Here is a 14383-nt window from a genome sequence, read left to right as displayed (position 1 = left end):
GTATTAGCAATCGTTTCCGACTGTTATCCCCCTCTTATGGGCAGGTTACCCACGTGTTACTCACCCGTCCGCCACTCCTCTTTTCAATTGAATGCAAGCATTCGGGAGAAAAGAAGCGTTCGACTTGCATGTATTAGGCACGCCGCCAGCGTTCGTCCTGAGCCAGGATCAAACTCTCATAAAAGTATCGTTCAAACCCGAAGGTTTAAAGTCATTTTTATAATGTGCTTGTAGCTCATTATTTTTTTGAATTGCTAGCGAATTTTATTCACTAATGTTGTTTGTTTTAACCTTGTTAAAACAACCTACACATTTGGTTCGTCTTACTTTGTTCAGTTTTCAAAGGTCTAATTTGTCGCCGTTTCGACAACTTCTAAATAGTATCACACACAAGATTATGTGTCAACATCTTTTTTGAATAATTATTCATCTTTTTGTATAATCATTCGTTTTATCAGAAAAAGCAATTTCAATACCTTATATGACTTTACTTATCGTATCATATTTTTGATATTTAAACCACTCTCAAGTTAACTGAACAGCGGTTGCGATTGCCTTAGCGACGCTTATTACTATAACAACTTTCTGTTATTTGGTCAACGTTTTTTTTCACTTTTTTTTATCTTTTTATCAAAGTCGAACCTTGAATAGAAATATCCACATAAACGTTCGATTAAAAAACCAGAAAAACAACTTTCCTTCATAATTACTACTTCATTATTCGTGAAAACAAAAAAAGCAAAAGAACTTATTGTTCCTTTGCTTTTTGACATTCTGGACATAAACCATAAACTTCTAATCTATGGCGTACAATTTTAAACCCAACTAAGTCTTGTACCCCTTTTTCAAGCTCATCTAATTCTGGATAATGAAAATCAGTTACTTTCCCACAATTTTCACACACAGCATGATAGTGCTGTGTACAAGAAAAATCAAATCGACTAGAAGCATCTCCATATGTCATTTCTTGAACAAAGCCAATTTTTGTAAATAATTTTAAATTATTATAGACTGTTGCAACACTCATATTCGGAAAATTTCCAGATAGCGACTGATAAATTTCATCTGCTGTAGGATGACTTTCTGATTGAATCAAGTATTCTAATACTGCATATCGTTGTGGTGTAATGCGGATATTTGAATTTTTTAATTTTTCTACTGAATTCGCCATGATTGCACTCTTAGTTTCCATAGGTTACCTCCTTCTCTTGATTTAGTAATTTTAGTTTATTTAATTGAAATAGCGCTCAAATAATCGATACGATGATATCAAATCATTATTCGTGTTTTTATTCTACATTTAATTCATTTTAAATGCAAGTTTACTTCATTACTTCTATTATAAGTGTAAATTTGCACTTTCCCTTCTCAAGTTCTACAATAGGTATAGTTCAATGACTTATTGAAATGAATAGATATAGGAGGCGTTATTTAATGAAACACACAAAATCAGAGCAAGCGGCAATTGAAGCAAATCAATATATTGTCGGCGGGGTGAATAGTCCCAGCCGTTCTTATAAAGGCGTTGGCGGTGGCACACCTATTACAATGGCTTATGGTGATGGCTGTTATTTATATGATGTAGATGGAAACAAGTATATTGACTATCTTGCAGCTTTTGGACCAATTATTACTGGATTTAACCATCCTCATATTGTTGCGGCAATAAAGAAAGCTGCTGAAACTGGGGTTTTATACGGTACACCAACCGCATATGAAAATAAATTCGCTAAAATGCTAACAGATGCAATCCCTTCTATGGATAAAGTCCGTTTTACAAATTCTGGAACAGAAGCTGTTATGACAACGGTTCGGGTAGCACGTGCTTATACCAATCGTGATTTAATCGTTAAATTTTCTGGCGCTTATCATGGTCATTTTGATTTAGTTTTAGTCGAGGCCGGCAGTGGCCCTTCTACCCTTGGCGCTAGCGACTCCGCCGGGGTTACAAACAGCACTGCTCAAGAAGTCATCACTGTACCATTTAATCAAGTTGCACCTTTTCAAGCGGTTATGGAAAAATGGGGAAGTAAGGTTGCTGGAGTTTTAGTTGAACCAATTATTGGTAATTTTGGGATGGTACCGCCTGAACCTGGGTTTTTAGAAGCTATCAATGAAATTGCTCATGCTCATGGTGCGTTAGTTATTTATGATGAAGTGATTACAAACTTCCGTTTCCGCTACGGGGCAGCACAGGATATGTTAGGTGTCATTCCGGATTTAACTGCTTTTGGAAAATCAATTGGTGGCGGACTGCCAATTGGTGCATATGGTGGCCCAAAACATATTATGGATACTGTTGCACCTCTTGGACCAGCCTATCAAGCAGGCACTATGGCTGGTAATCCATTATCAATGCAAGCTGGGATTGCTTGTTTGGAAGTCCTGCAAGAACCTGGTATTTATGAACGAATGGCTGATTTTGCTCGCCAATTAAAAGATGCTTTATTAGAAGCGGGAGAAACAAATGGGATTCCAACTGTTGTCAATCAAATTGGCGGTTCTTTAACTGTCTATTTTTCTGACCATCCTATTAAAGAATATGAAGATGCTAAAAATACAGATTCTGAAATGTTTGGTCGCTTTTTCCATCTCATGTTAGAAGAAGGTATTAATTTAGCACCAAGTAAATTTGAGGCATGGTTCTTAACAATTATGCATACACAACAAGATATTGATGAGACAATTGCCGTAATCCATCGTGTCTTTGAAAAATTAGCCCAATAAATTATTCAATCACGATATTCTAACTAAACTGAAGAATATCGTGATTTTTGTTTTGCGTATTTTTTAAATGTAGATTAAGATAGATACTAAAAAAAGAAACCCTATGGAGCTGATTGATGTGAAACTTGGTGCACGTACAATAAAAACTGGAATCGCGATTATTCTATCTTTGGCTATTGCAAATGCTTTAAAACTGGATACGATAACCTTTACTGCTGTTGCTGCAGTGTTTGCTATGCAACCTTCTGTCAAACGATCCTTAAAAACTTTAATGGATCAAACATTAGGTAATATCATTGGTGCAGGAATTGCAATCGTCACTGTATTGGTTTTAGGCAGTAACCCTTTACTTATTGGCTTAGCTGCAATCTTGGTCATCGCTGTTTTAAATCGACTTCATCTTGATACCGTGATTGGCTTAACCATGTCTACGCTAATCGTTGTGATGATGACGCCTGAAGATCACTTCTTACAATATGCACTGTTGCGCTTTGGCTCAACCATGTTGGGGATTGTTTCAGCATTTATTGTTAACACATTCTTTTTTCCACCTAAGTATGAAGAAAAGTTATTCCATGTGATTGATTTTTCAACCAGTGAAATTTTAAAATGGATTCGCACAACACTTAGGAAAAATGCTGAATATCCATTTCTGAAAAAAGATTTAAAGTGGACTAAAAAGCAATTAGTAAAAATGGATTTTTATTTTGAATTATTTAGAGAAGAAGATTATTATTCAAAACAAAAGAGAATTGTGCAAATGCGCAAAGTAGTGGTTTATCGTGCAATGATTTCCAGCACAAAATCAGCTTATAACTTATTAAAAATGCTGCATCATAATGAAAATGTCTATAATCACTTTCCAATAGAAACGAGACAGGTCATTCGTGATCGGGTAGAAACCTTACTCAGCGCACATGAACAAATATTAATGAAATTTTTAGGCCGTGTTCCTGTCGATAGTTTATATTTCATGTCTAATGATAAAGAAAGTAAACGCGCATTGATGGAAGTCTTTCTTGCAGAGGCAACCAATGAAGGTCGGACGGAAGAAGATTTTTCTGAAACCTATCAAGCCATTAAAGTCGTTTCTGCGATTTTAAATTATGAAGAATATTTAGAACGCTTAAATCTCTTGGTTTCTAGCTATAAAAGAAATAGCCAGTCCTTATCCTCTGATATTTCCAATATTGAAGATGTTGAACAATAATCGAATAATAAAAAGACCAGCTAATGCTAAGATTAGTTGGTCTTTTTGAATTGTTACACGGTGGCTTACATTTATCCAGTAGCCATACAAACTTATCTACGCGCGAGTTGTTGATAGCGTTCATACCAAAGTTCTACATATTCAGGCGAAAAAGGACCTTTTTTTTCATTGATCCAATCAACTAAGATTTTTACATTCTCCTTTAAAATATGATCAATTTCATTTGGATATTGCCAACGCTTGCTATGTTCTTCATACTCATCAACATCTAGCAGCTTTTTTTCTCCATCTGGGAACACTTTGATATCTAAATCATAATCAATATATTTTAACGCTTCTGCATCAACTAGATAAGGTGTACCTAAGTTACAGTAATAAGAAACTCCGTTATCTCGAATCATTGCAATCACATTAAACCAATAATGCTTATGAAAATAGACAATAGCTGGTTCACGAGTAAGCCAACGTCTACCATCTGCTTCTGTTACTAACGTATGGTCATTACAACCTATTAGCGATTGTTCACTCGTTTTTAAAACCATTGTGTCACGCCAGGTGCGATGCAAGCTTCCGTCATGTTTGTAGCTTTGGATGGTAATGTACTCGCCTTCTTTTGGAATACGCATCCCATACCCTACTTTCTTTCATGCTCTCGCATCTTCACTCTATCTACTTAAAAGATCTGGGGGGTGCTTCTCACACCAAACATCGTAACCATTATAGCATATTTTTGTTTATTTAACAGTGCTAATCCTCTAGGTTTATTTCTTCTGCCCAATATTTTTTTGATATTGCGCCAACATCTTCTGTTGTGGTCCTGGAAACGTATACTTCTCAAAGTTTTCAGGATGTACAAATTCACAATTCTCTGGTAAATCCGTCAGCTTCACCTGATCAACTTGTCCATAATAACAGGCAATAAACCATTTTAGATGGGTAAAGATATGCTTAATTTCTGGTAATGGGCGTTTCATAAAGGTTGGATGTAACTGATATTTTTGAGTCATTGCTTCTTGTAATTGCTTCAACACAATCTGTTGCGTTTGCTCAGAAGCTATTTCATGTAAGCCGCCTGCCGGAACTTCTACTTCATGCGTCATCATCTCTTCTGGGAAAAGCGGGAATGTCCACATGTTCGCTAATAAGCCTTCTGTTGGCCGTTTTTCCAATAGGAATTCCCCTTTTTCATTTTTGATAATCATCCCAACATAATAAACGGGCTTTGCTTTTACTTTTTTGCTTTTCACAGGGTAATTGCCAACTGTACCTTTTTCATAGGATTGGCAAAATTCGTTTACCGGGCAAAGGTTGCAGCTCGGATTTTTCGGTGTACAGGTACTTGAGCCTAAGTCCATCATGGCTTGGTTAAAATCTCCTGGATTGTCTCGCGAAATAATGTCTTGCATCGTTTCTTCAAAGATTTTTCTGCTTTTAGGCTTGGCAATATCATCAGTTATTTCAAACAATCGGCTTACAACACGCATCACATTGCCATCAACGGCTGGTGTAGGTAGTCCATAAGCCATGCTAGCAATCGCTCCTGTTGTATAGGGTCCAATACCTTTTAAGGTACTGATTTCTGCTGCAGTTTGAGGCATTTTACCATCAAAGTCTTCCATAATTTGAATGGCAGATTTTTGCAGATTGCGCACTCTTGAATAATAGCCTAGACCTTCCCAGGCTTTTAACAAGGTGTCCTCTGGTGCTTCTGCCAACGCTTTAATGGTTGGAAATAAGGTCATAAAATTTAAAAAGTAGGGGATAACGGTATCTACTCTGGTTTGCTGTAGCATAATTTCTGAGACCCAAATTCGGTAAGGATCTTTATTTTCACGCCATGGCAAGGTTCTCTTTTCTCTTTCATACCATGCTAAAAAGGTATAACTAAAATCCGCTGTTTCTTCTTTACTCCAATGGTTGCTATTCGACATGTCTTTCCCCTTTACTAACGTTTACTCTTCTTCTAGTTGTATTTCCTCGATAAACTGTGTAATCATATCCGCTGGAAATCCTTTTTGATAAAGTGATTGTTTGGTTTTTTGAATTCTTTTACGTAAGTCATGACGCTGATTTTTACGCCAAATTTTAGCTCCTTGGGTTTGTACAGATTCATACTCATCCTCTGGTGTTTTTTCTGTATCCAAGGCTGCTAATACTTGTTGGATTACTTCTTGAGTATAGCCTTTTTGGAACAATATTTGTTGCACTTTATTTTTGGCTTCTCTTTGTGAGGTATTGCGGTGTTTCTTCCAAGTTTTTTGTGCTAGCTTTAATGCATTTTCGATTAATTGATCATTTGAATATTGAGTTAAGGCTTGCGTAATCACTTCATCTTTTAACCCTTTTAATTTCAATTCTTGCTTCAATACACCAGGTCCTTTTTGCGAAATAGTAGCCGCTGTTCGCACAAAACTATCGCCATAAATTTGATCATCTAAGTACTTTTGTTCTTTTAGTTTTTGAACGGTTTTTTCAATAATATCTGCAGTGGCTTCTTTTTCTTTAAGATGTTGACGAACTTCCTTTTCTGAACGTAAGCGATAACTAATATAGCCTAATGCTTGGTTATAGTATTTTCGCTCTGTATCATCTGCCATAATTTTTTTCATTAAATCAGCAGGCATTTCCATATCCTTATGCAAGACATATTTAATTAAAATGGCCTCATCAACTGGAAAAGCATACTCACCATCTACATAAATATTGTAACGTTCTTTACGCTTCTGGGTTTCGATTTTTGTAATCTTGGGTAAACTTGTTTCTTTTTCTGTCATAAGCCCACCTGCTTTCTTTGCTATCTTCTTATTCTAGCAATTTTTGTACTATTTGGAAACAGAGTTGTCTTATTTTTTATCTAGACCTTTTTATTTTCCACTCAAAATATGGTATCATTCATTGAAACTAAAAAGGGTAGGGAGTTAAAATAATGACAGAACATACAATTGAAATTGGCCAGCGTTTTCCTTTAACAATTAAGCGTTTAGGTATCAATGGTGAAGGAATTGGTTACTATAAACGCACGATTGTTTTTGTGAAAGGGGCACTGCCAGAGGAGGAGGCTGTTGTTGAGGTCACAGCTGTTATGCCAAAATTTGCAGAAGCTAAAATCAGAAAAATGCGAAAAGCTTCCAAACAGCGGGTTACACCTCCATGTCCGGTTTATGAAACGTGTGGCGGTTGTCAGTTACAACATTTAGCCTATCCAAAACAATTAGATTTTAAGAAAGATATGATGCTACAGGCTCTAGAAAAATTTAAACCTAGTGGCTATCAGCAATTTAAATTAATGGACACAATCGGAATGGCTGAGCCATGGCATTATCGTAATAAGGCGCAATTCCAAGTCAGAGCAGAAGAAGGGCAAGTTTTTGCTGGTTTATATGGTGCTGGAACCCATCATTTGGTTGCGATTAAAGATTGTTTAGTGCAACGCCCTGAAACAACTCGTGTGATCAATGCTGTTCGTGGCTTTTTGGAGGAATTAGCGATTCCTATTTATGAGGAAATCAAACATAGCGGGATTGTTAAAACAATTGTGACCCGAGTTGGTATTGAAACTGGTGAAGTGCAGTTGGTGCTTGTTACAAATAGTAAAAAGTTACCGAAAAAGCAGCAATTGCTTGAGAAAATTAACACACAATTGCCAGAAGTTGTTTCAGTCATGCAAAATGTGAACCAAGAAAAAACCTCTTTGGTGATGGGAAATGAAACCATCTTGCTAGCCGGTAAAGAAAGTATTGAGGAACGAATTGATACACTTAGTTTTGAACTTTCTGCTCGAGCCTTTTTCCAATTGAATCCTGAACAAACAAAAGTTCTTTATGAGGAAGCAAGAAAAGCACTGCAACTGCAACAAAATGAAACTTTAGTAGATGCCTATTGTGGCGTTGGAACAATTGGGTTAAGTTTAGCCAAAGAGGCCAAAGAAGTGCGTGGTATGGATATTATCCCAGAAGCCATTGAAGATGCTAAGAAAAATGCTGCGAAACTAGGGTTTGAGAATGTGAAATATGAAGTTGGTAAAGCTGAAAGTCTGCTACCACTTTGGTTAAAACGCGGCTTTAAACCGGATGCTATTGTGGTGGATCCACCACGTACTGGCTGTGATAAGGAATTATTAAAAGCTATTTTGAAAAATAAGCCTAAAAAATTAGTGTATATCTCTTGTAACCCTTCTACTTTGGCAAGAGATTTAGTTCAATTGACAAAAGTTTATCAAGTTGATTATTTACAATCAGTAGATATGTTCCCACAAACTGCTCGAGTTGAAGTTGTAGCACGTCTTCTTTTAAAATAATAAACAGACCATTTTATCTGTTAAAACAAGATAATCAATGAGAACTAAAACCCATGCTAGAATCATTTGATTCTAGCATGGGTTTTTGGTTAATCTGTAATGATGGAATGAACCAGCTTAGGTGCGACACCTGTTTTAGCAATTGTCATATTATCATAAATTTTTTGTTTGACATTTTCGACTGCTTCACGATTTGAATAAATGGTAACAAGTGAATCCCCAACTGCTACTGGGTCTCCTACTTTTTTATTGAGCATTAGGCCCACTGCTAAGTCGATTTCATCTTCTTTAGTGGCACGTCCTGCACCAAGTAGCATCGCTGCAATTCCAATTTCATCTGCAACAATATTTGAAACAAAGCCTGCTTCTTTGGCTGGAACTTCAATTTTATATTTGGCTTGCGGTAATTTGGTTACATCATCTACAACAGAGCCATCGCCACCTTGATTGTTTAAGAACTCTTTGAATTTTACTAATGCTTTGCCATTGTTCATGACTTCTAGTAGCATCGCTCTTGCCTCATCTAGCGTCTCAGCTTTTTTCGCTAATACAACCATTTGGCTTCCTAAAACGAGTACCAATTCTGTTAAATCTGCTGGGCCTTTTCCTTTGAGGGTTTCAATCGCTTCTTCCACTTCTAAGGCATTGCCAATTGCATGACCTAATGGTTGAGACATATCAGAAATAACAGCCATGGTTTGGCGCCCGACATTGTTCCCAATACGCACCATTGCACGAGCAAGATTTTCAGCATCTGCTTCTGTTTTCATAAAAGCGCCTGCACCTGTTTTAACATCTAATACAATCGCATCTGCTCCTGCTGCAATTTTTTTACTCATAATTGAGCTGGCAATTAATGGAATTGAATTGACGGTTCCTGTCACATCACGTAAAGCATACATTTTTTTATCTGCTGGTGTTAAATTCCCTGTTTGTCCGATAACAGCCACTCTATCTTGGTTCACTAGATTAATAAATTGTTCCTTGGTAATTTCTACATGGAAGCCTTTAACCGCTTCTAATTTATCAATCGTACCACCTGTGTGTCCTAAGCCACGACCTGACATTTTGGCAACGGGAACATCCAGGGCTGCAACTAATGGGGCTAAGACTAATGTGGTTGTATCGCCTACACCGCCTGTTGAGTGCTTATCTACTTTAATGCCATTGATTGCTGATAAATCAATGGTTTCACCAGAGTTTACCATCGCCATTGTTAAATCAGCACGTTCCCTGTCTGACATATCTTGAAAATAAATAGCCATGGCTAAAGCACTTGCTTGATAATCTGGAATTGAACCATCTGTATAACCATCAATAAAAAATTGGATTTCTTCAGTTGTTAGCTCTTGTCCATCGCGTTTTTTTGAGATTAAGTCTACCATTCTCATTGCATTCACCAGTCCTATTCTAGTTTCTTTTAATAATCTGATTGAGAGACTTCGCCTGAAACAATTGCTACACCTGAGCTTGCTCCAATTCTTGTTGCGCCTGCTGCAACTAATGCCTCTACATCTGCTTTCGAGCGCACGCCACCTGAAGCTTTTACGCCAATAGTAGGGCCAACTGTTTGACGCATTAATGCAATATCAGCTACCGTTGCGCCACCTGTTGAGAAGCCTGTTGAAGTTTTAACGAAATCTGCACCTGCTTTTACAGATAACACACACGCTCTGACTTTTTCTTCTTCTGTTAAAAGGCAAGTTTCAATAATCACTTTTACTAAAGCTTTTCCTTTAGCTGCTGCCACAACACCACGAATATCTGCTTCTACAATGGCATCTTCTTGATCTTTTAATGCACCAATATTGATGACCATATCGACTTCTGTTGCACCTTTAGCAATGGCATCTGCTGCTTCAAAAGCTTTTGTTTCAGCTGTATTGGCGCCTAATGGAAAACCAATTACAGTACAAATATCAACACCTGTTCCAGCTAATTCTTTGGCTGCTAAGCTGACCCAGTATGGGTTCACACAGACTGACGCAAATTGATATTGCTTAGCTTCAGCAGTGAGTTTTAGAATAGCCTCCTTTGTTGTTTCTGGTTTTAATGCTGTGTGATCAATCATTTTTGCTAATCCCATCATGTAACACTCCTTCTTTGTTCTATTACTGTCAGTATAAACTAAGGTTGCACACTTGTAAACTTTTGTTTGAAATTTTGTTCAAAGAAAGAATATTAACTATTTAATGTGCCATCAAAATCCAGTAGCGCTTGTGCCGTATATTGATCGGTAATGAGGATATTGGCATATTTCCCATTTAAAGCGCCATCAATGGCACGAATTTTTCTCATACCGCCTGCTACTAAGATTGATTTTTCTTTCATTTTTAACTCATTTAAATCAATACCAATTGTTCGATTATCAATCGTTTCGCTACAAATATTTCCATTACTATCAAAAAATCTAGAGCAAATATCTCCAACTGCCTTCTTCTTTAATAGATTTTCCTCTTCTTTATCAAAGTAGCCTAAACGGAAAAGTAACGCTTCATCTCTCACAGTCCCAACTGTGAAGACAGCAATGGTCGCTTGCCTGCCCAATTCAATGATCCGTTTAATGTGGCGGTCTTCTTCAACCATTTTTTTCACTTCTGGATGATCAAAGATAACGGGTAACGGAAGTTGTCTTCCCACTGTTTGAAAGGCATCAGCAAATAAATTCAAGGTCTCCGTTGCATAGGTGTTCACACTGGAATGGCTAATGCCTCCTTTTAATTGAACAACTTCCACACCTTTAACTTCTTTAGGCTTCATTTTCCGCGCAACTTCATGCATGGTTGTCCCCCAGCTGACACCAATAATATCTCCATTGGTTACTGTTTTTTCTAGATACTCAGCTGTAGCTTTACTGATATATTCCGTCAACACCGGATAATCCATTGTCGGAGCAAACACAACTTGTACATCCAATAGATCGTATTTTTCTTTTAATAACCTACTCAGAGAAGTCATATCAGAAAATGGGTCTACAATTTTAATTTGGATATAGCCTTTATCTTTTGCATACTTTAATAAACGAGAGACAGTTGGTCTGGAAATATTTAATTGATTGGCAATATCTTGCTGACTATACTCCATTTGATAGTATAATCTAGCTACTTCTACACTTAATTGATGTTTTTCTTTATCCATGTCATCAAATCCTATCTTCAAGCTTATTCTCTTGTTTTCTATCATCTATGATTATCTCAAATAAATAGAAAGAACACAAACGCCTTCTGAGGTGTGTCTGAAAACTACAGTGGCATCCGTTGTTTCAGTGATTATGGTGGAAATCTAGGAAGAAAACATAGTTTATGTGGTACATAAGCGAGTATTTCTGACGATGCGTTACAAAATCCTCGCGAAAACATTCGCCGCAGTAATTTTTAGACACATCCTCATCTGCACAGAGCATTTTCCACATAGCTTCTATGTTATAATAAAATTTGTAAAAATAGGAATGGCTATCCGAGGAGGAATAGAAAGTTTTGAAATCGAAAGGAGCTTGTCAAGCTGTGATTGTACTTGCTGGAATGATTGGTGCTGGGAAAAGTAGTTATACAAAATTAATTGCTGATGCTTTAGGAAGTGAAGCCTTTTTTGAAAGTGTCGATGATAATCGGATTTTAGAAAAATTTTATCATGATCCTGAACGCTGGGCTTTTGCTTTACAAATTTATTTTTTAAATACACGTTTTAGAAGTATTAAGGCTGCACTAAAGCATCAAAATAATGTCTTAGATCGCTCTATTTATGAGGATGCCTTATTTACAAGAATCAATTATGAAGAAGGAAATATGAGCGATGCTGAGATGGATACTTATTTAGATTTGCTTGATAATATGATGGAAGAGCTAGATGGGATGCCGAAAAAATCACCAGATTTGCTGATCTATTTAAGAGGTTCTTTAGATACTGTTTTAAGTAGAATTGCTAAACGAGGTCGTGATTTTGAACAAATTGAAAATAATTCAGATTTACTTGAGTATTATCAGCATCTGCATGGTCAATATGATCATTGGTTCTCCTCATATGATAAAAGTCCAACTTTAGTGATTGATATTGATGAAATTGACATTGAACATAAAGCAGATGCTGATTTTGTCCTAAAAACGATTGTAGATAAACTTGAACATTTAGCATAATAAATAAAGGAGCTTGTGAATCATCTCAATATAGGAGCTTCTATGACTAAAAAGGGCAGAAAGCAGTTTTTTTCAAGTGTCTATACCCTTTATTATAATGTGGTCTATTCATGATTTTCTCCTGCTTTGGTGATTGATGAAAAAAAGAAAAAATAGCATGTGATGTCAAAGCATCAGATGCTATTTTTTCGCTTTATTTTGTAAATGGCAAGAAATACGAGCTAATTGCTCTGATCGATCAGCTAATAAATCAGCTTCTCTCATTGCTTCTTTCGCATTTTTAACAGCTTCCTTTAAATCTACTCCTTGTGCCTTTGCACCAAATACACAGCCACAATAACATTGGCGATAGACCTCATATTCTTTACACATTTCTATTGATCGCTGATAGCCCTTATTTTTCTTGAAATCAGAAGGAAGATATTGGACTTTAAATAATTCTTGTACTTCAAGACCAATTTCATTAATTTTTTGACTATTCTTTTTAGGACTTAAGGTAAGTGCGCTACCAAAATAATCAAAGCCTAATTCTTTGGCTTTTTGTGCGGCTAAGTCTAGCCTCATTTGATAGCAGACATGACAACGAGCACCACCTTCCGGTTCATTTTCCAGCCCTTTTACTTTTGCCAAAAAATCCTGTGGTTGATAAGGTGCTTCAATAAAGCCAACTTGCTGTCCTGTCATCGTATTAAAATCGTCAATAAAGTTTTTTTGAACCAAGGCTCTACGTTGATACTCAATCCGTGGATGAATATTAGAATTTGCAAAATAAATTGTGACATTCGCAAATGCTGATAGGTATTCCAATGTATACGTACTACATGGTGCACAGCAGCTATGGAGCAGAATGGTTGGACGAAGATGTTCTTTCACCCATGAATCAATCATCTTCCCCAACACACGATGGTAATTAATTTTTTGATTGGGAACAAGTTTTGCTAAAACTTCACCTGCATCAATTGCCATGATTACTCACCTTCCTGCTCTATCATCAGCTGTTCATTTTTTTCTTGTTTTTTAGACACTATTTTCTCTTTGCGATTATTGATGATTCGTTTACCTTTGCCAATCGTTTTCCCAACAATCTTTTCTATTTGTCCTATTTCTTTATCAGAGCCATTACGATATTCATGAATAACCGCATTTATTACCGCACCTAAAGTAATAACATAGCCCGCTAAATAGAGCCATAACATCAATACAATAAATACACCTACACTTCCATAACTAATGGTTCGACTTGCAAATTCAGATACATAGAAAGCAAACCCTTGAGAAATCACAATCCAGCCTGTTGTTGCAAATAATGCACCTGGTAATGTGCTACGTAAGCTTAGTTTTACATTAGGCACAAGATAATAAAGCAAAACAAAAACAGCGATTAAAATCACAATGGTTAACGGCCATTTCAAGCTAGTAAATGCGGTTATAATGTTCCCAGAAATATCAATATGTTGTGCAACAAAACTTAGCGCTTGTTGCCCAAAACTAAATACTAATACCACAACTAGAACCCCTAAAATCAAAGCTAACATAAATAGGAGTGAAGCGATGCGCACAACAATAAAATTTAGTCTGCCATCCACACCATAAGCTTTATTCATCCCATTTTGTAAAGCATTCATACTGCGACTTGCTGACCACAAGGCACCGATTGCACCAAAAGAAAGCAAACTACCACTTGAATTGGTTAGCAAACTACGTAAGGTTCCTTCTAAGGCTGAATAAATATTTTCAGGAACAATCGTTGCTAAATAGCCCATCACTTCATTTACTTCAAATGAAAGATATGGTAGCAAGTTCCCCAAAACAATCAAAAGTGGAAAGATAGAAAGTAGTAAATAATAAGCAATCACCACAGCTGAGTTACTAATATCAGCTTCATTTACGCGCTCAACAATTAAATGAAAGAGTCTTTTGAAATTTTTTCTGCGGTAAAATACTGTTTTCTCCTGCTTTTCATTCACAGCATTTCCTCCTTCCATAAGAAAAACTGCTTCGCTCTATCTAAATGAA

13 protein-coding genes and 1 rRNA gene are annotated in these 14383 nt (G+C 36.6%); 4 read left to right on the top strand and 10 right to left on the bottom strand.

Annotated elements, in window-relative coordinates:
- Nucleotides 1-184: ribosomal RNA gene (locus tag BMW29_RS11570) — 16S ribosomal RNA — on the bottom strand; the annotation flags it as partial.
- A 564-nt stretch (nt 185-748) separates the two neighbouring features.
- Nucleotides 749-1192, bottom strand: a complete 444-nt coding sequence (locus BMW29_RS11565; protein WP_092653544.1) for a Fur family transcriptional regulator — start codon at nt 1190-1192, stop codon at nt 749-751.
- A gap of 242 nt (nt 1193-1434) precedes the next feature.
- On the opposite strand from BMW29_RS11565, the gene BMW29_RS11560 reads away from it, so the two are divergent.
- Nucleotides 1435-2727, top strand: a complete 1293-nt coding sequence (locus BMW29_RS11560; protein ID WP_092653542.1) for a glutamate-1-semialdehyde 2,1-aminomutase — start codon at nt 1435-1437, stop codon at nt 2725-2727.
- A gap of 118 nt (nt 2728-2845) precedes the next feature.
- Nucleotides 2846-3937, top strand: coding sequence for an FUSC family protein (locus tag BMW29_RS11555; RefSeq protein ID WP_092653548.1), 1092 nt, complete (start codon nt 2846-2848; stop codon nt 3935-3937).
- Nucleotides 3938-4029: 92 nt separating this feature from the next.
- On the opposite strand, the gene ntdP is transcribed toward BMW29_RS11555, so the two are convergent.
- The 3 genes from ntdP to recX all read right to left on the bottom strand — a co-directional run bounded on the left by ntdP (nt 4030) and on the right by recX (nt 6711).
- Complete coding sequence (gene ntdP / locus BMW29_RS11550; RefSeq protein WP_092653540.1) at nt 4030-4563, bottom strand: nucleoside tri-diphosphate phosphatase; 534 nt, start codon at nt 4561-4563, stop codon at nt 4030-4032.
- A 135-nt stretch (nt 4564-4698) separates the two neighbouring features.
- Nucleotides 4699-5868: an A/G-specific adenine glycosylase gene (gene mutY, locus BMW29_RS11545; RefSeq protein ID WP_092653538.1), complete on the bottom strand. Its 1170-nt coding sequence runs from the start codon at nt 5866-5868 to the stop codon at nt 4699-4701.
- A 21-nt stretch (nt 5869-5889) separates the two neighbouring features.
- Nucleotides 5890-6711 (bottom strand): recombination regulator RecX, encoded by an 822-nt coding sequence (recX, locus tag BMW29_RS11540; RefSeq protein WP_092653536.1) that lies wholly within the window; start codon nt 6709-6711, stop codon nt 5890-5892.
- Between the two features lie 152 nt (nt 6712-6863).
- Here recX and rlmD point away from each other — a divergent pair, with 152 nt between their 5' ends.
- On the top strand, nt 6864-8234 hold the full coding sequence (gene rlmD / locus BMW29_RS11535; protein WP_092653534.1) for a 23S rRNA (uracil(1939)-C(5))-methyltransferase RlmD: 1371 nt from the start codon (nt 6864-6866) through the stop codon (nt 8232-8234).
- 89 nt (nt 8235-8323) lie between these two features.
- Here rlmD and BMW29_RS11530 read toward each other — a convergent pair whose 3' ends face one another.
- The 3 genes from BMW29_RS11530 to BMW29_RS11520 all read right to left on the bottom strand — a co-directional run bounded on the left by BMW29_RS11530 (nt 8324) and on the right by BMW29_RS11520 (nt 11372).
- A complete protein-coding gene (locus tag BMW29_RS11530; protein ID WP_092653532.1) occupies nt 8324-9625 on the bottom strand; it encodes a pyrimidine-nucleoside phosphorylase in 1302 nt (433 codons plus the stop codon).
- 29 nt (nt 9626-9654) lie between these two features.
- On the bottom strand, nt 9655-10320 hold the full coding sequence (gene deoC, locus BMW29_RS11525) for a deoxyribose-phosphate aldolase (RefSeq protein WP_092653530.1): 666 nt from the start codon (nt 10318-10320) through the stop codon (nt 9655-9657).
- Between the two features lie 95 nt (nt 10321-10415).
- Nucleotides 10416-11372, bottom strand: coding sequence for a DNA-binding transcriptional repressor DeoR (locus BMW29_RS11520; RefSeq protein WP_092653528.1), 957 nt, complete (start codon nt 11370-11372; stop codon nt 10416-10418).
- Between the two features lie 365 nt (nt 11373-11737).
- Between BMW29_RS11520 and BMW29_RS11515 the strand changes: the two genes are divergently transcribed.
- Nucleotides 11738-12367 carry a deoxynucleoside kinase gene (locus BMW29_RS11515; RefSeq protein ID WP_281241537.1) on the top strand — a complete coding sequence of 210 codons (630 nt, stop codon included), beginning with the start codon at nt 11738-11740 and terminating at the stop codon, nt 12365-12367.
- 180 nt (nt 12368-12547) lie between these two features.
- On the opposite strand, the gene BMW29_RS11510 is transcribed toward BMW29_RS11515, so the two are convergent.
- Both BMW29_RS11510 and BMW29_RS11505 read right to left on the bottom strand, forming a co-directional pair.
- Complete coding sequence (locus BMW29_RS11510) at nt 12548-13333, bottom strand: epoxyqueuosine reductase QueH (protein ID WP_092653526.1); 786 nt, start codon at nt 13331-13333, stop codon at nt 12548-12550.
- Nucleotides 13334-13335: 2 nt separating this feature from the next.
- Nucleotides 13336-14334: a YihY/virulence factor BrkB family protein gene (locus BMW29_RS11505; protein WP_177165769.1), complete on the bottom strand. Its 999-nt coding sequence runs from the start codon at nt 14332-14334 to the stop codon at nt 13336-13338.
- Between the last annotated feature and the right edge of the window lie 49 nt (nt 14335-14383).

It is taken from the genome of Isobaculum melis, from assembly GCF_900111355.1.
In the GTDB taxonomy this organism is placed as follows: Bacteria; Bacillota; Bacilli; order Lactobacillales; family Carnobacteriaceae; genus Isobaculum; species Isobaculum melis.
Note: the sequence above shows the minus strand (reverse complement) of the source record. Positions and strands in the feature narration are given on the sequence as shown.